This is a genomic window from Cellulophaga algicola DSM 14237 (assembly GCF_000186265.1).
Taxonomy (GTDB): Bacteria; Bacteroidota; Bacteroidia; order Flavobacteriales; family Flavobacteriaceae; genus Cellulophaga; species Cellulophaga algicola.
Genome location: NC_014934.1, coordinates 2,101,693 through 2,121,356 on the forward strand (window position 1 = coordinate 2,101,693; position 19,664 = coordinate 2,121,356).

Sequence of the window (19,664 nt, forward strand, 5' to 3'; positions counted from 1 at the left end):
ATGGACAATTTAAAAAGAGTTATCGTTGATTTTAAAAAACTTACACCAGAAGTATTAAAGCTATTGGTAGAGAAGTACCCTGATGGTTATGATGATTTAAACATTATTTCGTTTAAAAATGCACATGGAGAGCGTATTGAAGCAGTTGAGGTAACTACAGAGGATACTAAGTATTTAGTGAGAATTAGCGCTAAATTAGAATCTACAATGGCAAACTATGATGAGGATGATTATGAAGATTTTGAAGATGATGATCCAGATGCAGTTGTAGATCCAGATGTTATTCCTGAAGAGGGTGATATGGATGATGAGGATTAAATATTAATTCTTTTGATGAACAATTTATAGAACCAATCTTTTAAAGGTTGGTTTTTGTATTGAATGTAAATTTAATAGACAAAAAAAATTAATTTGGAAGATTTAGAAATAATAGGGAGTGAAGAGTGGTGTATTTTTGAGGGTCTGGGAATACCAGCCATCAAAGCAAGAGTAGATTCGGGAGCTAAAACCTCGTCTTTACAAGCTACCAATATTAAAGTTTTTATTAAAGGGGCACATGAGTGGGTTAAATTTGAAGTTAACCCTATCCAAGATAATAGGAGTATTGCTATAGATTGTCAAGCAAGACTTGTAGATAGAAGAACGGTAAAAAGTTCTTCAGGAATATCAGAAGAACGGTATGTGATAAAAACACCAATGACTCTTGGTAATCAAACTTTTGATATAGAGTTAACCTTAGCGAGTAGAGATACGATGGAGTTTAGAATGCTTTTAGGAAGAGAAGCATTAAGCAATAGATATATTGTAAACCCTGCTAAGAGTTTTGTGATTCAAGATTTTACGACTACAGAAGTTACCAGTAAATATTCCAATTACTTTAAAGAAAAAACAGGCTTAAAGATTGCTATTTTAGCAAGTAATCCTGAGTTGTATAGCAATAAAAGATTAGTAGAAGCAGGGGAGGCGCGTGGTCATGAAATGGTGTTCTTAAATGTAGAACATGCCTATATGAAACTAGATGCACATTCTCCTCAAATAAGATACCGTGGTGGTAATATTTTGAATGAATTTGATGCTATCATTCCTAGAATAAAACCAGCAGTTACTTTTTACGCCTGCGCCCTTATTCGTCAGTTTGATAATTTGGGTGTCTACTGTCTAAACTCGGCAGAGGCCATTACTCAATCGCGCGATAAACTATTTGCTTCTCAATTGTTTTCCAAAAACGATATTCATATTCCTATTACCGGATTTGCAAAATCGCCTATGGATACAAAAGATCTAATTAAAATGGTAAACGGCGCGCCATTAATCATTAAATTATTAGAGAGTACCCAAGGTAAAGGTGTTGTTTTAGCAGAAACAAACAAAGCAGCAGAGAGCGTTATTAACGCCTTTAAAAGCGTTCAAACTAACATCTTGGTGCAAGAGTTTATCAAAGAAGCAAACGGTCAGGATATTCGTTGTTTCGTGGTGAATGGTAAAGTGATTGCTTCTATGCAGCGTCAAGCAGAAAAAGGAGAGTTTAGAGCTAACATTCATCAAGGTGGTAAAGCATCTATTATAAAAATTACCCAAGAGGAGAAAAAATTAGCTATTAAGGCTGCTAAAGTGATGAACTTAGCAGTGGCGGGAGTTGATATTATTCGTTCTAATAAAGGACCTCTTTTGCTTGAAGTTAATTCTTCTCCAGGATTAGAAGGCATTGAAAATGCAACAGGAAAAGACATTGCGAATAGTATGATTATGGCTATTGAATCTAAGCTAAAGGTTGCTATTAAGTAGTAATAGCATAAGTATAATAAAAAAGCCCTTAACAGTTTTGTTAAGGGCTATTTGCATAATGTTATTTTAAATTTTTCAACATCTCTTGTGTTGTCTTCTCTAAATTAAAAGCTGGCTTCCAGCCCCAATCTTCTTGGGCTTTATTATCATTAATGCTAGAAGGCCAAGAGTCTGCAATTTGCTGCCTAAAGTCTGGCGCGTAGCTTATTTTAAATTCAGGAATGTGCTGTTGAATACTTTTTGCTATTTCTGAAGGATTAAAGCTCATTGCGGCTAAATTATAGCTAGATCTTATTTTAATTTTTTCAGCAGGAGTTTCCATAATATCTATAGTAGCCCTAATAGCATCGTCCATAAACATCATTGGGAGTAAAGTGTCTTCTTTTAAGAAACAAGAATATTTTTTCTCCTCTAATGCTTTATGGTAGATTTCTACAGCATAATCTGTCGTTCCTCCACCAGGTAATGTTTTCCAGCTAATTAATCCAGGGTATCTTACACTGCGTACATCTACACCAAATTTATTAAAGTAATACTCACACCAACGCTCGCCAGATTGTTTGCTTATGCCATAAACCGTACTAGGTTCCATAATGGTATTTTGTTCTGTGTGTTCTTTTGGAGTATTTGGACCAAAAACGGCAATAGAAGAAGGCCAAAATAATTTACTTATTTTTTTTTCCTTCGCTAGGTTCAATACGTTGAAAAGCGAATTCATATTTAAATTCCATGCACGCATCGGAAATTTCTCAGCAGTAGCACTAAGCATTGCAGCCATGAGATATACTTCTTCAATTTCATAATGCATTACCACATTTTCTATTGCTTCATAATTAGTAGCATCTAGGATTTCAAAAGGTCCAGAAGCCATTAATTCAGCATTACCTTCACGAATATCACTAGCAATGACATTTTCATTTCCATGTTTTTCGCGTAACGCAAAGGTTAGTTCAGTTCCAATTTGCCCACAAGCACCAATAATTAAAATAGACTTCTGCATTCAATACATTTTAAAGTTATAGTTTGCCTAATTCTACACAGAAAATAGGTCTGCAAAAATCGCAAGAAATTTTAATATTTAAGTAGTCCTATTAAATTATTTTTAATCTAATCCCTATTTTTTTAGAAGAATCATAAATTGAACCTTAATATTAGGGTCTATTTTGAATGATTCTTAATTTGAAATAGAATTTTGAGCTAAGCGGAATGTTTAATTTTTTACTAAATTTTTAGTGGAATAGTGTGAGTGTCAGGACGATTTTTTTGCGATACTTTATAGATTGATTCTCTTGAAATCTTTAGATTCGGGAGAATAAGAACCGTAAATAGCATTGAACTTAGGGGCTAACTTTTTTAAATCTATTTTGTGCTCGTATTGGTCTAAGCATGTTATAATTAAATTGGTAGGTGTAGCTTTAGAATAGATTTTGTCAATTTTTAAACTATGAATAAGTAAATTTTCATCTAATAACCCTGTCCTTAAACCTTTTTGAAACTCATTATAAGTACAGGTTTCTTCCTCATTGTTTTCTAATGTAATTTTTTGTTCATTGGGCATGTAGCCATTGCCATGCCTTGTACTATAACATCTAGTTACATAATACATTTCAATATTTTTAATCTGTAAGCTGTCACAAATTTCCATAGCATTTTTAGAGGTGGTATGGGCATAAGTAACATGCGGAAAAGTACCATGGTTCATATCAAGCAAGATACCTTGACTTCCTTCAAAAATTAACGTGTGGTAACTATTTAAAAATGTATAGTCTTCAATTTTCCAGTCTATGGTAGCAATACAGTCTAAATAATAAGCAATATCATTCTTCAAATTTTCATCATTCTGAAAACCATAATAATTCGCAATTTGTTTAAGTTTTTCTAGCAATATATTACGTGGTCCTATTAGATCTATTGCATAGAGTTTAAAAGGGCCTTCATTTCTTTTCATAGTAGCTCCAACTCCTTTGCCACATGTGCCGTGTGATAAGTTTTTTGTGTTATTTCTATTTGCAAACACATCAAAAGGAGTCGTAATTTTTGCTAAAGGATGAAGATGTAAAGTGGTATTCCCACCTAAAGCTTCAAGCTCTTGAAACTCATGAAATAGGAGTGTTGGGTGTATCGTGCAATGTTCGGAAAAATAGGAAGGCAAACCTCTTAATGCGCCACTAGCAAAACTAGAATGAATGTGTTTTTTGCCCTCCAGGAGAACAGTATGTGCCGCTTGCTGCCCACCTGAAAAACGAATCACGATGGCTTCTGGATTTTGACTGCATAGAAAATCGGTAGTAATCCCTTTTCCTTCATCGCCAAAACCCAATCCAATAACAATTTTTGCTTTTTTCATTTTTAACAAGGTTAAATATAGGGCAAGTAGGGTAGAAGGGAAGCGATTATCTTCAGTTAAGCTACAAGCCAATAGTATTATTTTGTTTTACTTTTTCTCTTTTAATATAAGATCAAAAAAATTGGCAACGTTCTAAATAGTTAACAACTTTTAGGTCAAACAATAATTATCCTAATTTGTTATCTATTACGTCGTATATAGAACTATATCAGTATTTAAATTTTACATATTTAGTTTCGTTTTTATGATCAGACCATTTTATTTTCAGAGTATCATTTTCGGCCGAAGTAATTAATCCTTTTTGAATATAGTCATCATAAAATAGGGTAATTTCGTTTTTTTCTAAAACATATGGTATTGCTCCATCTCCATCATAGTCCACAACATAGAAAGATATTTTCGTCAGCCAGAAATCCGCATGAGGCCCGTTTGAATCTTGAGTCCAAATACCAAATACTTTAGTTGTGTCGACTGCTAAATTCCGAATTATTGTTTTTTCTGGTCGTTCAATATTCTCTATTTCATTCTTGGATTTTATTGAATCAGCTTTTAATTCTGGTGGCGCCTTTGAGTTCAGAACGTCATTTTTCTTTCCGTCGTTACACGAAAAATTGATTAATATTAAAGATGTAATCAGGAAGTAGTTCAGTTTTTTTTGCATTATTTACAACATCTGTATATCATCAAACCCTCCAGTAGTGGTGTCCCCAAATTTAGGATTAGATGTAGTGTGTTTAGAAACTATAGATTTTATCACGTCAGGGATGGTTTTATAGTCTGATACTGAAATACAGTGCTGACCAAGGATTTCTTTCCATCCTATTTCTGCACTTTCTGCTCTTTGAGAATGTAAAACACTAATATGGTAAACCTCATATTTTTTCTGAGCTTCTGCCAATAATTCTAGGTCCGTATAAGTCTGTTGACCATTACCCATAATTTCTTTGATTGCAGATGCAGGTAATGTTTTTAAGTTAGGTTCATCGCCAATCGTAAAAAGTAAGCCTTTTTGATTTCTTTTTTCGAAGGCATCTGTTTTTGTATGAAATGCAGCAAAATACCAGGCTAATAAATAACTTTCGCCTCCGTTTCCTCCGCCACCAGATTCAATATAGGTTCTCGTTAGCCACATGTCTAATTCCTTGTCTCCAGATTCAAATTGCCCCACTTGAAGAGGATATTTATCACATTCATGGTCGCCAATACCCATAAAAAGCAATGCAGCATCTGGCATACCGTCTTCAATGATTCCTCCCATTAATTTTGGCAACCCTTCTTTAACTAATTCGTGAGGTATATGCCCCATACTACCGGTAACATCTAAACCTAAAATTATAGGTAGTGAGTTTGGGTGTACTTCAGAATCTCTGGCTTCTCTGAAAATAACTCCATTAGGATTCATGGCATCGTGTGCTCTTCTTTCTTTGTTTTGTGTAAAAATATCGTTTATGGCTTTGCTGCCATAGCCAGCTGCTTTTGCTCTTGATGATCTATCGCTTAAATTATATCTTGTTCCTCCCATAATTAAAAAGTTTTTCCAAATAAATATTCATATCTTTTGATAGAAACCTCTAGTTGAATTTTTAGATTTCGTATCGTTAATGTTAATTCCATGTCTTTTTGAACAAAAGCTTCAGGTTCAAAATCGGCAAAAGTTAAACTGTTTTTATCTAATGGACTGATGTCTATTAAGCCTTCTTGCTCTCTTTCGAGTCTTTTAATTCTTAACTCAATGTCTTCAATTCTGCGTTTGTAAATTAATTCTGAATCTTCTCCGATTGTTTTTGCTCTATCTTCCCGGATCTGATCGTTATTTCTTTTTAAAGATTCTATAAATCTTGGTTTTAAGTTTTCACTCATAATTTTATATTTAATAGGTTATTTGACTTTTACAATCATTTTTACTGCATATGGCCGTTCCTAATGCAACAATAGGGTCAGTATTTCTTTTGTAACTATTTCTAGTACCTGCTTTAAACTATTCTGCTTTGTTTTTTAAACGAACTTGGAGTGCATATATTTTTAAACGTATCTCTTAATTCTTAAAAAATACTGTTTTAAAGTAATGACTTACATACATCTCGTCGTGTAAAATTTATGTAAAGATCTAAAGCTGTAATTTTTTATGCGTATTTGTTACGCAAACTTAGTTAGAAAAATAATAGGTACCAAATAAATTGTGTACAAATAACGCAAATACACATTGAGATTAGATGTGTTTTGTTTAATATGTTGAATTTCAGTTGTCTATTGGTTTGAATACTAGAGATACCTTACTTTTAATTTTATTAAGACCAAACATCTATTTGTAAATACCTAAAATTTGTACCTTAGCTTTATGAACAAATCATTTTTAATTGCTCTTTTTTTAATTGGGTGTATTTCTTGTGTAGAAACAAAAAAAGAAGAAGTAACCAAAGATGCTACGGCAGATCTTGTAGATCTTAAAAAACTTCCAAAAAAAGAAAATCCTAGCTTTGGAGCTATTGAAGTTCTAAAAGATTGGACCGAGTATAATGCTTTGAATGCTGCTACTAATGCTATTTATGCTATTGATACTAAAGAAGATTTGATAGTTGCTTTAGACGATTTGATGGAGAAGCAAAAATTATTAGAGGCCTCTACCTATCCAGAAGTGTTTGATAGAGCAGATATAAAAAGTAGGCAGAAAGTCTTTAAAACAAAAGTGCTTCAAGTAAAGTTTGATTTGGAGTATGATAAAAACCCAAGAAAAACTGTTATAGAAATGGTGAAAGCATATAACGCTTTCAATAATCAGTTTTCAGTAGTCATTAGAAGTACTTTAAATCCTGAAATTTTATTTGATGAATAAATTAACCTTTCTTTTACTGTTCGTAGCATCCTTCGCTTTTGGACAAAACAATGATACAAAAGTTCAAATCAACCAAGTTATGGATGCCTGGCATAAAGCAGCAGCAGATGCCGATTTTGATGCTTATTTTAATTTAATGACTACTGATGCTGTTTTTATTGGTACGGATGCCACTGAAAACTGGCAGAATTCATCATTTAAAGCTTTTTCTAAGCCTTACTTTGATAAAGGTAAAGCATGGAGTTTTTCTGCATTGGAGCGCAATGTATATGTTAATGAGACTGGAGACTTTGCTTGGTTCGACGAGTTGCTAGACACGCAGATGAAAATCTGTAGGGGTTCAGGTGTTCTTAAAAAAATAAATGGCGAATGGAAAATTGCACATTACGTATTATCGATTGCGGTACCTAATAACAAGGTAGATGCATTAGTAGCTTTGAAAAAAGAGACGGATAGTATTCTTACCGTAAAATTAAAACAGTAGGTAAGAAGTTATAAAACACTAAAAGCGAGCCTAGGCTCGCTTTTAGTGTTTTATATAAGTAAGGTTTAATTCTTTTTCTTCTTCCCTTTTTTTTCAGGAACAATAGTTTCTGGCTCAGCTACTGGAGGATTTTTTTTGTTCTCTAGAGCTTGCTTGCTTAAACTAGCAAGATTAAAGTTTGGGTCTAATAGTAGAGCCTCGTTCATATAAGTTAAAGCACCATCAATATTATCTCTATCTAAATTGAAGGTTACTAAGCCTTTTAAATGTAAAAATGCAGCTTTTAAAGGGACTTCATACGGTTGTTGACGCTCATAAAAGGCATATTTCATATCGTCTTTAGCATTAATAATACCGTATTCAATATTTACCATTGCACCATTTGGATCGCCAACTTGTATTTTTAAATCAGCTAATTCATAAGCTAAAAATGCATTAGGGTTTCTTTTGTATAAAACCTCAAACTGTTCAATGGCACGTTTAGGTTGGTTTAATGCTTTTAAAGATATTGCTTTTACTTGAACGGCTAGATCAGAATCTGAATCATTTTTTTCGATACCGATAATATTCAAAGCTTGCATATGCTGGTTGTCATTAGCATAAATGTAAGCTAGCGTATCATTTCTTTGCTCAGAAGGCGTAAGAATATTCAAATGTGTTAAGGCATTAATAATCCCATTTACATCACCCTGCAAGCGCATTTGTTTGTAGAATGCTTCATAATGTTTTTGTAATTCAGATTTGGTTTGTGCAGTTCCTATAAAGCTTATACCAATAAGTAAAGCAAATACTATTTTTTTCATTTCTCGTTCTCTTGAATTTTAGGAACGCTAAGCTATAAAAATTATTCATAGCTTGCTGTTAAGGAAAGCTTTAAAACTAAAAAGATGCTTATATAGCATCTTTTTAGTTTAGGAATCTTTTTTTTTAGTTGACTTGTAGCGAACTATCTTTCATAGCATAGGTGCGCAGTAAACTAGCATAAAAAGCTATACTTCTGGTATCTTTCTCTAAGCAGTCTTTTAGGAAATATTTTAAGCTGACAAAGTGAAGGTCTGCGCGAAACGTAGGCAAATAAGTATTTATTTTCTTAGGATCGTAAACAGTGTCATCAATAACCACATTTAAGGTAATTCTCCTGCGGTAATAATCAATGGCAACTTCAGAAGCGTTGTAATGTTTTTTTAATAAAGCAATATGTAGATCGTTGTGTTTTTTTTCAATTTTTCGATTTGGACAACTTTGAGAAATGAGGTTTTCTAATTCGGAAATTATCCTCCTTTTTAAACTTGAATTTACCATACTAATCGATTTAAGATTATATCGTAAATATATTATTATATTGATGAAATCGACAGTTTATTAACAGTTTGCCTTCTTTTTTGTTGTCAAAACACTTAAAAGTGTTGTAAGTTATTTCTTTATTGAGGTAAGAAATTGGAAATCTTTAACATTTGTCAAATAATCAGCCGCTATTATTTTGCCATTTTCAGTTTTATTATCCTCATAATCAGGCAGATTAAGTCCTCTTTTTATGGCTGCCTCGGTATAATATTCCTTTTTACTCGGGTGTTCAGGATACACGCCATTGATGCTTACATTCCACCAATTTTCTTCAATAACTTTTAAAATTACTCGAATACAATCCTCTCTATGAATAAGGTTAACGGGCATTCCTCCATTTTTTAATCCTTTCCTTTTTACCAACATAGTAACCGGGTGGCGGTCTTCACTTAGCAAACCTCCAAAGCGTATAATAGTAGTTTGCAGTTTCTTATTCTCTTTAAATATATTTTCTGATGCTAAAAGTTGAATACCAGATTCTGTGTTAGGTTCTGGTCTTGTTTTTTCAGTTACAACCCCGTTAATATCACCATAAACAGCAGTGCTACTTACAAAAATAACCTGTTTAATTTCCGATTTCTCTATTGCTTTGGCTAAATGAGTCATTTTGGCCACATAATTTTCGGTATTGGTTCCTCGTAATTTTGGAGGAACATTAATAACAAGCGTTTTTGTGTTTGCTAAAAATGCTCTTATTGGTCCTACAATGCCATTTTCAGAAAGTATTATTTTATATTCCTGAATGCCAGCCTCATTCAAGAGCTTTAATTTTTCTTCTGATGTCGTCGTTCCTTTTACTAGAAACTCGTTTTTAATAAAAGTTTTGGCTAATGGAAGGCCAAGCCAACCGCATCCTAAAATTCCGACAGTATTATTCAATAGTGATAGTTTTAGTTACAAGTATTGCATCATTAAGTACAAAAGGCTTAGGGATTGCATTTTTTGGTCGCGCAGGTACTGTAAATTGCGAATTGGTTAGTAAATCGTTCGATGCTTCATAAAGTTTAAGCTCAAATTTTTCATTTTTAGGAAGTATTAGGCTTAGTTCGGTATACTCATTATTACTTATATAATGCGTAATTAGTTTTCCTGGCGTTCTATTTTTAAGGAAGTAATCTGATAATGGAACAGAATTTACACTTGCTTTAATTATGTTGGTTTGCGCAGTGAAAATATCTAATCTATTTACGTTGCGTTGTGGGGTAATACAAATTTTTACATGACGTTCCGTTCCGATAATGGTATCTCTTGTTTTTTCAACTTTAGGTGCTGCTATATTTTTTAAGGGCGCTTTAGAAGTATAGGTAAACGCCGTTTTATATTTGCTACTGATGGTGTTTTTACTTAATTTCTCGGGAACTTTCTTATCTGCACCCACAAATTGTGCGGTCCAACCAGATAATACGTGATCATAGGTTGCCCATTGCGCATCATTAGTATCTGCATTTAAGACATATACTAAGCTTGTTGGTTTCGCATGATCTTCAGAAAAACCAGCATTTAAATGCGCAGAGACCATGTCAGTTATAAACAGCAACATCAGTATAAAGGCTACTCTGTTTTTGTGCTTATAAAATGAAAATACTGGCAGCGCTAAAACAAAAACCAAGGTGGTTAATACCGTAGATGCAACCATCATTTTTAGGCCTAGACCTACTGGAAACATTTTTATAAAAGGGGTAAAAATCCATAAGGCAGGAATGAGTAAGAATACAAGTAGGTATGCATTGGGTTTTTCTTGGTTTATGACGACTAAGAATGCGGCTAAAAGTGCAAATACGGGGATTATAAAAAAGCTAGCACCAGGTAAATAAGTACTCAATCCACCGCAAATTATAAGCCAAAGTACTAGCGGCCCTACCAATAGATTTGCGGTATTTATTTTTCTAAACTTATGATAGATAAAAAAGCAGACTGCCAAAGAAAAAAGCACAAATGCTGTGATATAGGTATAGCCATTATACGTAAACCCATGTAAAATATCTTGGTATTGAGGGTAGCTACTTTTTAAAATCGGCCAACTAAAATACCCCACGATACCATTTATAACTATAGTACTTAAAAGCGGAATAAAACTTAAGGCACTGTCTTTTAAGTTTAAAGATTTTTTCTTAAAACCATGGAGTATTAGTGCAAAAAAGAAGATTAATGCGATAATAAATAAAGGCCAAACCCAATCAAAAGGATATGACACTAGCTTGAAAAACGGAACATTAAAATAATTGTAATCGTCTAAGCTTTTTAAATTGGATAAATCAGCCGTGCTGAAATGATGTAATAACGGCATTAAATAGCTCCCTTGATGCGCAAGGGTATTTCTATCTAAGCGTTCATAAGTATCTCTTTCTGTGTGGTAATCATAATGATCATCAATAAAAGCAAAATTTAAGCCTTCAATATCTCCATCTTTTCTAAAAACAGTTAAATCTGTATCATTGGGGAGCATTTTATAAATACTATATACTAGGGAGTTTGCAACAGGGTAATCAGGATTAGCTTTTGTAAATTCTTTGATTAGATTACTATTTCCTCTATTGGTCTCTATAAGCATATAGGATGGTCCGCCACTGCCCCGTGCCTCAAAATTTAATACTAAGCCTACATCTTTACTCCACGGATGATTATTTACAAATAAATCGGCACCATTTAAACCCAATTCCTCTGCATCGGTAAATAGAATGATAATATCATTTTTCGGTTTTTTGTTTCCTGCTAAAAAGGCACGTACACCTTCTAAAATTGTAGCTACTCCGCTACCTGCATCACTAGCACCTAAAGAAGAATGTGGGTTGCTGTCATAATGTGATAAAAGTACTAATGCTTTGCCTTTCTCAGTACCTTCTATTTTGGCAATGATATTTACAGCTTTACTTAAATTAGCCCAGTCTCCTGTGGTATACCCTTCTTGTACGCTTGTTTGTAAACCTAATTTTTCTAACTCTCTACGGATGTAATTTCGAACTTCTTTATGAGCAGGAAAGCCTACGGAATGTGGTTTGGTAGAAATTTTTTTCACATGGACTAGCGCTCTTTCTGTAGCGAATTCAGTCTCGGTTAATTCTTTATCTATAACATCACCTGGCATGGATGATTTGAACCCGAAATAGATAATTATTAGGATTAAAATAAGGGTTAGAGAAGAAGTGCTTGTTTTCATTCGGGTATAAATTGTGTTGCTATCTTGAGATGTTTGTAAATGTATAAAAATATAGTGGGATGTTTATAATAGTAATTTTTTGTAGTATCGATAGGGATTTGCTAGACTATTTCTTAAAAAAATGATTATTTAAACGATTATATATCAACTAGTTGTTGTTTTATTAAGAATAAGTACTATATTTAATATCAACCTTAAAATACTACATATGGGAATCAAAAGCTTTCAGGGCATACGTAAAGTCGTTAAAAAAGAATTTGATGCTCCCATTTTGGTCGAAGACTATATGACGAGAAAATTAGTTTCTTTTTCCCCAGAACAATCTATTCTAGAGGTAATGGAATTATTTACCAAGCATAATATTTCAGGGGGACCTGTTTTAGATACTAATGGATTTCTTGTCGGGATTATTTCTGAAGCAGATTGTATGAAAACAATTTCAGAGAGTCGCTATTTTAACCAACCCATATTAGATAAAAGGGTAGATAATTACATGACTAAAAATGTTGAAACCATAGGTAATGATATCAGTATTTTTGATGCTGCAGGAATCTTTCATAAAAATAATAGGCGTAGATTACCTGTGTTGAAAGATGGATTGTTAGTAGGGCAAATAAGTAGAAAAGATATTGTTATTGCAGCACTTAAATTAAGCGGGCAAAATTGGTAAAGTAAAAAGTATGATCTAACCATTAATAGTAACCTCACTCTTTATTGGTGAGGTTTTTTTATTCCCTTTTTACAATCATATAATAATCATTGTCTAGAGGTAAATAGCCTAGATCATACACAAAATAATAGATGGTTCCTTTTTTCGTGGTGTAAATACTTGTGAAAATTTCAAAATCAAATCCTTTGTCTAAGAGTTTGTACCGTGTGCTTTTTGTTTTACCATCGGTTAATGGAAAGCTTTCTAAAATACGATGATTCTTTCGTAAGCGGTTGTTAATATTTCTAATGAGATTTTTAGAGTCTTTGTTTAATTTATTGTTGAAAGAGTTACGACAATAATCAGAGCAGAATTTTTTATCTACTCGCCCAATAATTTTTTCTCCACATTCGGGACAAAGTTTCTTCAAATTATTGCTTTTTAAAAATGAATTTAAATTCTTGTGTACTGCCATTTTCTTCTTCGGCAAGAACATAGGCAATCATTTCATTGTCGCTTATTCTTTTATAGGTAAGTCCGTCAAAATATAGAGCATTATCTTCTTTTTTCACTAGAGGAAAGTCTTGAAATTCATCTTTAGCTTCCCAACCATCTAATTCGCCTGAAAAATGCTTTAGTTGTAAATGTATGGTTTCTCCTTCTTCAATAATATGTCCTATTTCATAGAAGTCTACTTTACCATCGATTACTAATCTAAAAGAAAACATCATAGAATCGCCTTCAGCTTTAGTCCATATTTCTTCACTAATTCCTCCAAAAGCTTCGCCAATCCAATGGCCTGTCATAAAACTAGCATCTGCAAGTGTCGCTTTTGGTTCTGTTTCATTTTCTGGGAGCGAAAGTGTATGCTGTGCAGTAGATAAACTTGTAACTAATAATAAGAGAAAAAATGGTTTCATAGTATATTGTCTTAAAGAAGTTCTAATATACAATTTATTTTAGTTGCTAAATCTCAATGAATTGAAATACTGTATTTTGTAAGTAACCCAGAGAGGTTGTCTTTCGAGAATTTAGCATTTTTTATTGCGTTTGCTTCTGGATCAATGGAGAAATTAATGGCAGTCGTAAAATCTGTTTTTTGTAAAATTGTGGCACTAAATATAGCGGCATTCAAATCACACTCTTGAAAAATGGCACTACTTAAATCTGTCTTTGTAAATTCTACTTGGTGCATTTTACAACGTAAAAACGGTGTATTTTTTATTTTAAGTTGGTAGAAGGAAGCAAAATTTAAGTTGCAATTCTCGAACGTAAAGGATAATAAAAAGGTATTGCAATACTGAAAATTTACACCCAATAATTTACAGTCTTTAAAAAGAGTTTCTTTTAAGGTTGTTTCGGCAAGATTAGCATTGCTAATATCACAGTCTATAAATTCACATTCAGAAAATGTGCTATTGCTTAAGTTTGCTTTGGAAAAGTTACAATTTTCAAAAATGCAATTTTCATACTCCGCTTTTCGCAGCCTAGTAATAGCATAGTTCTCTCCTTTAAAAGTAGTGTCAAGTACTAAATCTTCCATTATTATTTTATAATCGTTAGTTGGTAACTTTAATACTCTGTTCTTTTAAATAGCTAAACAATACTACAAAAAAATGTTTGTAAGGATAGTTTATGATTTGTTTTTCTTTACTTCAATAGTATGGTGTATGGTAAACTTAATACTATTGCGATCATAAAAATCGATACCATTTTTCTGTTGTTGAAACATATTAAAATAGCCGACTTCAAAACCTAGGTTAGTTAAAGGCATAAATTGAACGCTTGCACCCATCCTATTTTGATCAAATACATTATATACAATGGTGTTTCCTACATTCAAAAAAATTTCATCAAATGCTTTGAACGTTACTTTTTTTATAGGGGCATACCTCAACTCCAACTTATAACGCAACCTTGTATTTGCAAATTCGTAAGAATTATTTTCTTGTTCAAAAAATCTAAATTCGGACCAAAACCTATGGTTAATAAAAAATTTTTCAGTCACGGGTTGCCTGTAGCCAAGTTCTAATACTGGCCTTAGTTCTTTTTGGTTATAGTAGTCTTTTACTTCTGGATCATTAGGAAGCGACTGAATAACACCAGTAAGTCCTATGGCCGTGTTCCAACCTTTGCCAAGTTGTCTATCAAAAAAAGTTCTTGAAAGCGTTTGGTGCTGCCTCCATGGATTTGAGTAATTTCGTTGGTCTATTTCTTGCCTAATTTGATAGTTGTCATTTAATTTAAGCTTTAAGGAATAGCTAGTCCACAGTAATTGTTGGTGGGTTACCTTCTTTTGTGCTATGACCTGGAAGAAGTTTAAGCTAATGAATAACACGAGGTATGCTATTCGGGTATTTGCCTTCATCGATTAAAAATATAGGAGCAAATGTATAGTATATTAGTGTATCTATAGTTTTAGTAGAGTAAAATAATTAAGCTTCAATTTAAAAAAAGTTGAAACACCAACTCGTGTTATTTTTTTGGTTTCAGCGGGCAACTAGAAAAGCCCAATAAAGGATATAAAGGACAGAAACTTACTAGGCTTGTGAATAAAAAAACACCAGCAAGGACTAATAGGATGATACCAAGTGTACCCGTAATTACATTAGTAAAGTAGAGTACAGCTATTAAGGCTGCAAGAAGTACTCTTATTGTTTTGTCTGTAGTTCCCATATTCTTTTTCATGCTATATTATTTAGAAGATTAGCGTACGATCAAAGATCACTAATGAATATGTTTTTTAAAGTGACTAAAGTCACATAAGTGTAGAAAGCTATCTTTTTATTATTAGGAACTTAAAGAAACACTCATTCTTACAAGCCTTTCCACCAGTTTGTGGTAGTATTAATACTGTCTTTTACTATAATTTCTGTCCCTAGTTCTGGGGTAAGTACAGGTAGGTTCAATTTGTCGGCTGCAATTTTCAAACGCGTTACGGGGTCTGTCCAGTCATGCAAAGCTAGTTTAAAGCCTGCCCAGTGTATAGGCATTATTTTTCTAGCTTTTATATCTATTCCTGCTTGTGCTGTTTCTTCAGGCATCATATGTATGTCTGGCCACATTTTGTCGTATTGTCCGCATTCCATCAATGCAATATCAAAAGGGCCATATTTTTCGCCTATTTCTTTAAAATGTGAAGCATAACCGCTGTCACCACTAAAATAAATATTTTCGTCTTTTGATTGTATCACCCAAGAACTCCAAAGTGTACTCCGGGTAGTATTAAATTTACGTCCAGAAAAATGTTGCGCTGGGGTGCAGACTAGCGTTAGTTCTTCCAATTGGGTTTCTTGCCACCAATCTAATTCTGTTATGCGATCTTTGGGTACTCCCCATGCTTCTAGATGTACTCCTAAACCAAGGGGAACATAGAACCGTTTAGTTTTATCTTTTATTTTTAAAATAGTTTCATAGTCTAAATGGTCATAATGATCGTGGGAAAAAAGGACCGCATCAATAGTTCCTAATTTTTCTACGGCTAATGGAAAACTTTTATTAAACCTATTTTCTCCTAATAAGGGATGAGGGGCTGCAACTTGACCTAACATTGGGTCTAAAAGAATAGTTTTTCCTTTTAGTTGCACTAAAAAGGTAGAATGTCCGTACCATACCAAACGCGCTTCTTTTGTATAATTAGCAACCGCTGCAGAATCTAGTTTGTGAACTTTCAAGTCTTTTTTAGGCCTGCCGTTAGGAACGTTTGTGGTTAAAAATGTATAGCTAAGCTTCAGTGTCTCAGAAAAGTTTAAATCTTTCGGGACAGCTTTACTATTATGAAATATTCCTTGTTTAAATTGAGGAGACTTTTGATAAACCAATTTACGGGCCTTAGAAACATCACCACCAAAACTAGGGTAAAAGTTGGTAAATAAAAAATAGAATGCGATTGCTAAGCCGATAATGGCTAAAACGATGATTGTTATTTTTTTTAAAATTCGTTTCATCATGGGATAGATAAGACTAGTAGTGTCTTGTTGTTTTATTGAAAATAGAAACGCTGAAGCATTTTAGATGAACTTAAAGAATATTTAGCGATTTAAGCGTTCTTTTTTTTCTTTAAAATAGGCTTTGTCAGCAATGTAAATAGTCTTATTCACTTCACAAAAGGTAACCGTATTTTCTTTGTTTGTCAAAGCGGTATGTTTTACAATTTCTAGTTCACTATTGGCTTTAATTTGCTTTTTAATTTCTTCCACTTCTGCCAAAGTGTAATTAAAGTTAGCATATAAATTTTCTCTTGCAGGTTTCTTAAATCTAATTTCTGCTGCTTTATCCCAAACAACATAATCATCGCCTATTAAATTTATTAGTTGAACCATTGGAATAGGATCTACAGCCGAGAACATACTGCCTCCAAAAATAGAATTTTCATAATTCTTATTTTTATAGCTAATGGGTAATTTAATACGGATATGAAGTAGGTCTTTTGAAATGGCAATAATTCTAGCGGTACTTCTTCTGTACATAGGAGAGAGGTTAAAACCATATTTGAATATAGTTGATATCTCAATATATTTTCCTCCAACAGCTACAATTTTTTTATAAATAGACATGCAAAAAATTAATATGAATAAATCAGCGGCAAAGTTATGAAAAATTACTCCTTGCTTATTTTTAAAACAGCCCTAAAAATTTCTTTTAAACAATGGTATTTGGCCTGTTAATTTGAAATACATCGGTAAGTCCACATTTATCAAAACCATCAAAAAGGGCTTCTACACCTTTAGCCATTTTTAAAGCTACTTCTTCATCATACAGCGGTATAAGAGAATAGAAAGAGATTGTTTTCTTGTCTAGTTCAAGGATAGGAAATTTGTCACCGAACATTATAGAAGGTAATAAAATCATAGTGTTTAGCTTTGTGTTTTCTGCAAAGGCTTCAGGAGGGTTTCCATTAGGTATGGTATGCCCATAACTAAGCCATGTGTTGTATTCGTGGGGAAATCTAGCAAGGTATTTTAAAAACCGAATGGGCCAATAATTTTTTTCGTCTTTAAAGTCTTCTTTTGATATTTTCCACTCTTCCGGCAAGCAAATACTTAATTCTGCATAATCAGACCCTTCTACACCTTCGGGTGTTTGCATAGGCTTATCGCTCATTCCAGAAGTAATTAAGGTATGGAACGGGCGTTCTTTTGTGGGTTTTACCCAGTGCACATCTATATGTACTTGTTCTGATACTATTTCATGAAAAACCATATGTATTTTACCTACATGAGCTTCAATATGATCAGATATTTCTTCCATTGAAGAATCGCCACCGGCTCCTTCAAATTCATTTTTATCTTGGTTTGTATACCTGTAGATAGGGGATCCAGATTCAGATTTTTCCATGGTAATTTATGTTTTTAGTTAAGTTCTCTTTTTAATTTCACCCAGATGTAATCATCTATAATTACACCGTTTTTAAGTACAGCGTCTTTTTTAATAGATTCAAGGTAAAAACCATTTTTTTTCTAATACCCGCATTGATGCTTTGTTGAATGAAAAAACGCCAGCTTCTATTCTAATAATTTCAAAGGTTTTAAAACTATAATCAACCATCAATTTTATTGCTTCAGAAGCAATACCATTACCCCAAAAAGGAGCTCCAATAAAATAACCCATTTCAGCACTTAATCTAAATACATCCGTATTGATCGTTATCCCAATTTCGCCTACAAATTGATCTTTCCAATAAATTAATTTCCGTTCGGGTATTGCTTTTTTAGTTTGTAGATGTATAAAATCTTCTGCATCTTTTAAGGTAAACGGATTAGGAACTTTGTCATACCCATTATCAAAAATGATCTTGTTATTTCTATAAGAGGCATAAGCTTCTACAACGTCTAAAGTATACGTTCGTAATTCTATCATAAAGAAAGTGTTATTTTTTTAGTGCTACCCTTGAATGTTTTCATAACTAATTACGGTGTCTCGTGATGTTGTCTTTTTCCACATTAGATAACACCCAATGAATATAATGATAATACCAATAGTTAAAGATAGTGGAGTACCTAATCTTTCAAAAATATTTTTTAAAGATGTAGCGGCTAACCTTCTTTCTAAATGTCCAGTAGCTATATTATCTCTCCACGCTAGAGCGATAAATAATAACCCAAAAATAGAAACTAAAAAGCCTCTACTGCGGTAAATGCTTTTTAATTTTGTTTCCTTTTTGTGTGCAACTTTTAGGCTTTTAATTTTATCTAGTGCTAACCTAAACTTAGGTAGGTCTTCTGCTAGTTTAAATTGGATATCATCAATAGTAACTATGGTTTCATTAGCTTTTTGCGCCCCTTTAAATTTCATGAATCCATTTTGAAACTGAATCCTTTTGATTTCATTGAACTTAAAAATTTCGGTGGTATCATACATCTCCGGATATTTATACATGTTGATAAATTTATCAATATCATAAATAGGCTTAAATGTTAAAATCATTTCATTATCATCAATAAAAATGGAATTTGTTCTTCGACTTTGAACTTGAAATAATTGTGCCATGTATGTTTCTTTAGGGATGCTTCAAAAATTTGTCTTACAGTATGTTCTCAACAAAATTTGGATACTTGATGTTACATTACTTTACTCGCTAAGTATTTTTGTACTTCATAAACATCAATACTCTTATTAAATTTTTTACTTACCGATGGAATGTCTTCACTAGAAATCCAAATTTTTAATTCGGCATCTAAATCAAATGTACCCGCAGTTTCTAATGAGAACCTAGAAATACTTTTATAAGGATAAGATTGGTACTGTACTTTACTTCCTGTTAAGCCTTGAACATCTATGATGATTAATCGTTTGTTAGTAAACATAAAGGTATCGCGGAAGAGTTTGAACCCTAGCTCTATTACTTCATTAGCTATTAATAATCTACCATATTTTTCTTGAAGTTTATCTATCGAAACTTCGCTTGCATTACCAAGGATGCTATTTAATATTCCCATGTTTCTTGTCTTTAATTGATATTATAAATATAGCACATATGTCATCTAAGAGCATCATTTCAAAATATTTTTGTAATAGAAAGTAGGGTTTTTTAGGCTTTAATTGTTTTAGAAGCAAAGCAGGAAA

At 32.9% G+C, this 19,664-nt stretch carries 25 protein-coding genes; 5 read left to right on the forward strand and 20 right to left on the reverse strand.

The window, feature by feature from the left end; translation table 11 throughout:
• Window positions 1-318, forward strand: a complete 318-nt coding sequence (locus tag CELAL_RS09090) for a hypothetical protein (protein WP_013550614.1) — start codon at window positions 1-3, stop codon at window positions 316-318.
• Between the two features lie 93 nt (window positions 319-411).
• Entirely contained in the window at window positions 412-1,785 is a 1,374-nt protein-coding gene (rimK, locus tag CELAL_RS09095; RefSeq protein WP_013550615.1) for a 30S ribosomal protein S6--L-glutamate ligase, read from the forward strand.
• A 61-nt stretch (window positions 1,786-1,846) separates the two neighbouring features.
• On the opposite strand, the gene CELAL_RS09100 is transcribed toward rimK, so the two are convergent.
• From CELAL_RS09100 to CELAL_RS09120, 5 genes are all read right to left on the reverse strand, one after another.
• Window positions 1,847-2,785, reverse strand: a complete 939-nt coding sequence (locus CELAL_RS09100) for an NAD-dependent epimerase/dehydratase family protein (RefSeq protein ID WP_013550616.1) — start codon at window positions 2,783-2,785, stop codon at window positions 1,847-1,849.
• A gap of 273 nt (window positions 2,786-3,058) precedes the next feature.
• A complete protein-coding gene (locus CELAL_RS09105) occupies window positions 3,059-4,132 on the reverse strand; it encodes an adenylosuccinate synthetase (RefSeq protein ID WP_013550617.1) in 1,074 nt (357 codons plus the stop codon).
• 208 nt (window positions 4,133-4,340) lie between these two features.
• On the reverse strand, window positions 4,341-4,793 hold the full coding sequence (locus CELAL_RS09110; RefSeq protein ID WP_013550618.1) for a hypothetical protein: 453 nt from the start codon (window positions 4,791-4,793) through the stop codon (window positions 4,341-4,343).
• A 3-nt stretch (window positions 4,794-4,796) separates the two neighbouring features.
• A complete protein-coding gene (locus CELAL_RS09115; RefSeq protein WP_013550619.1) occupies window positions 4,797-5,654 on the reverse strand; it encodes a hypothetical protein in 858 nt (285 codons plus the stop codon).
• 2 nt (window positions 5,655-5,656) lie between these two features.
• Window positions 5,657-5,992: a hypothetical protein gene (locus tag CELAL_RS09120; protein WP_041557673.1), complete on the reverse strand. Its 336-nt coding sequence runs from the start codon at window positions 5,990-5,992 to the stop codon at window positions 5,657-5,659.
• Window positions 5,993-6,470: 478 nt separating this feature from the next.
• Here CELAL_RS09120 and CELAL_RS09125 point away from each other — a divergent pair, with 478 nt between their 5' ends.
• Window positions 6,471-6,965 (forward strand): hypothetical protein, encoded by a 495-nt coding sequence (locus CELAL_RS09125; RefSeq protein ID WP_013550620.1) that lies wholly within the window; start codon window positions 6,471-6,473, stop codon window positions 6,963-6,965.
• Entirely contained in the window at window positions 6,958-7,449 is a 492-nt protein-coding gene (locus CELAL_RS09130) for a nuclear transport factor 2 family protein (protein ID WP_013550621.1), read from the forward strand. The genes CELAL_RS09125 and CELAL_RS09130 overlap by 8 nt, the downstream gene beginning before the upstream one ends.
• A gap of 65 nt (window positions 7,450-7,514) precedes the next feature.
• On the opposite strand, the gene CELAL_RS09135 is transcribed toward CELAL_RS09130, so the two are convergent.
• The 4 genes from CELAL_RS09135 to CELAL_RS09150 all read right to left on the reverse strand — a co-directional run bounded on the left by CELAL_RS09135 (window position 7,515) and on the right by CELAL_RS09150 (window position 11,950).
• On the reverse strand, window positions 7,515-8,252 hold the full coding sequence (locus tag CELAL_RS09135; protein ID WP_013550622.1) for a hypothetical protein: 738 nt from the start codon (window positions 8,250-8,252) through the stop codon (window positions 7,515-7,517).
• Between the two features lie 124 nt (window positions 8,253-8,376).
• Window positions 8,377-8,751: a hypothetical protein gene (locus CELAL_RS09140; RefSeq protein ID WP_013550623.1), complete on the reverse strand. Its 375-nt coding sequence runs from the start codon at window positions 8,749-8,751 to the stop codon at window positions 8,377-8,379.
• Window positions 8,752-8,862: 111 nt separating this feature from the next.
• The gene (locus CELAL_RS09145; protein ID WP_013550624.1) at window positions 8,863-9,672 is read right to left on the reverse strand and encodes an NAD(P)H-binding protein; all 810 of its coding nucleotides are present in this window, start codon (window positions 9,670-9,672) and stop codon (window positions 8,863-8,865) included.
• Complete coding sequence (locus CELAL_RS09150) at window positions 9,665-11,950, reverse strand: M20/M25/M40 family metallo-hydrolase (RefSeq protein WP_013550625.1); 2,286 nt, start codon at window positions 11,948-11,950, stop codon at window positions 9,665-9,667. The genes CELAL_RS09145 and CELAL_RS09150 overlap by 8 nt, the downstream gene beginning before the upstream one ends.
• A 208-nt stretch (window positions 11,951-12,158) precedes the next feature.
• Between CELAL_RS09150 and CELAL_RS09155 the strand changes: the two genes are divergently transcribed.
• Window positions 12,159-12,620 (forward strand): CBS domain-containing protein, encoded by a 462-nt coding sequence (locus CELAL_RS09155; protein ID WP_013550626.1) that lies wholly within the window; start codon window positions 12,159-12,161, stop codon window positions 12,618-12,620.
• A gap of 58 nt (window positions 12,621-12,678) precedes the next feature.
• On the opposite strand, the gene CELAL_RS09160 is transcribed toward CELAL_RS09155, so the two are convergent.
• The 11 genes from CELAL_RS09160 to CELAL_RS09210 form a co-directional block, all read right to left on the reverse strand.
• A complete protein-coding gene (locus CELAL_RS09160; protein ID WP_013550627.1) occupies window positions 12,679-13,029 on the reverse strand; it encodes a hypothetical protein in 351 nt (116 codons plus the stop codon).
• Between the two features lies 1 nt (window position 13,030).
• Window positions 13,031-13,519: a DUF6265 family protein gene (locus tag CELAL_RS09165; RefSeq protein ID WP_013550628.1), complete on the reverse strand. Its 489-nt coding sequence runs from the start codon at window positions 13,517-13,519 to the stop codon at window positions 13,031-13,033.
• A gap of 53 nt (window positions 13,520-13,572) precedes the next feature.
• Entirely contained in the window at window positions 13,573-14,142 is a 570-nt protein-coding gene (locus tag CELAL_RS09170; protein ID WP_013550629.1) for a pentapeptide repeat-containing protein, read from the reverse strand.
• A 90-nt stretch (window positions 14,143-14,232) separates the two neighbouring features.
• A complete protein-coding gene (locus CELAL_RS09175) occupies window positions 14,233-14,967 on the reverse strand; it encodes a DUF2490 domain-containing protein (protein WP_013550630.1) in 735 nt (244 codons plus the stop codon).
• Between the two features lie 107 nt (window positions 14,968-15,074).
• Window positions 15,075-15,287 carry a YgaP family membrane protein gene (locus CELAL_RS09180; RefSeq protein WP_013550631.1) on the reverse strand — a complete coding sequence of 71 codons (213 nt, stop codon included), beginning with the start codon at window positions 15,285-15,287 and terminating at the stop codon, window positions 15,075-15,077.
• Between the two features lie 128 nt (window positions 15,288-15,415).
• The gene (locus tag CELAL_RS09185) at window positions 15,416-16,549 is read right to left on the reverse strand and encodes an MBL fold metallo-hydrolase (RefSeq protein ID WP_013550632.1); all 1,134 of its coding nucleotides are present in this window, start codon (window positions 16,547-16,549) and stop codon (window positions 15,416-15,418) included.
• An 81-nt stretch (window positions 16,550-16,630) separates the two neighbouring features.
• Window positions 16,631-17,155 carry a DUF4442 domain-containing protein gene (locus tag CELAL_RS09190; protein WP_013550633.1) on the reverse strand — a complete coding sequence of 175 codons (525 nt, stop codon included), beginning with the start codon at window positions 17,153-17,155 and terminating at the stop codon, window positions 16,631-16,633.
• A gap of 85 nt (window positions 17,156-17,240) precedes the next feature.
• Window positions 17,241-17,936 (reverse strand): suppressor of fused domain protein, encoded by a 696-nt coding sequence (locus CELAL_RS09195; RefSeq protein WP_013550634.1) that lies wholly within the window; start codon window positions 17,934-17,936, stop codon window positions 17,241-17,243.
• Window positions 17,937-18,035: 99 nt separating this feature from the next.
• The gene (locus tag CELAL_RS09200; RefSeq protein ID WP_013550635.1) at window positions 18,036-18,458 is read right to left on the reverse strand and encodes a GNAT family N-acetyltransferase; all 423 of its coding nucleotides are present in this window, start codon (window positions 18,456-18,458) and stop codon (window positions 18,036-18,038) included.
• Between the two features lie 24 nt (window positions 18,459-18,482).
• Window positions 18,483-19,088, reverse strand: coding sequence for a hypothetical protein (locus CELAL_RS09205; RefSeq protein WP_013550636.1), 606 nt, complete (start codon window positions 19,086-19,088; stop codon window positions 18,483-18,485).
• Between the two features lie 71 nt (window positions 19,089-19,159).
• Entirely contained in the window at window positions 19,160-19,537 is a 378-nt protein-coding gene (locus CELAL_RS09210) for a PH domain-containing protein (protein ID WP_013550637.1), read from the reverse strand.
• Window positions 19,538-19,664 lie beyond the last annotated feature (127 nt).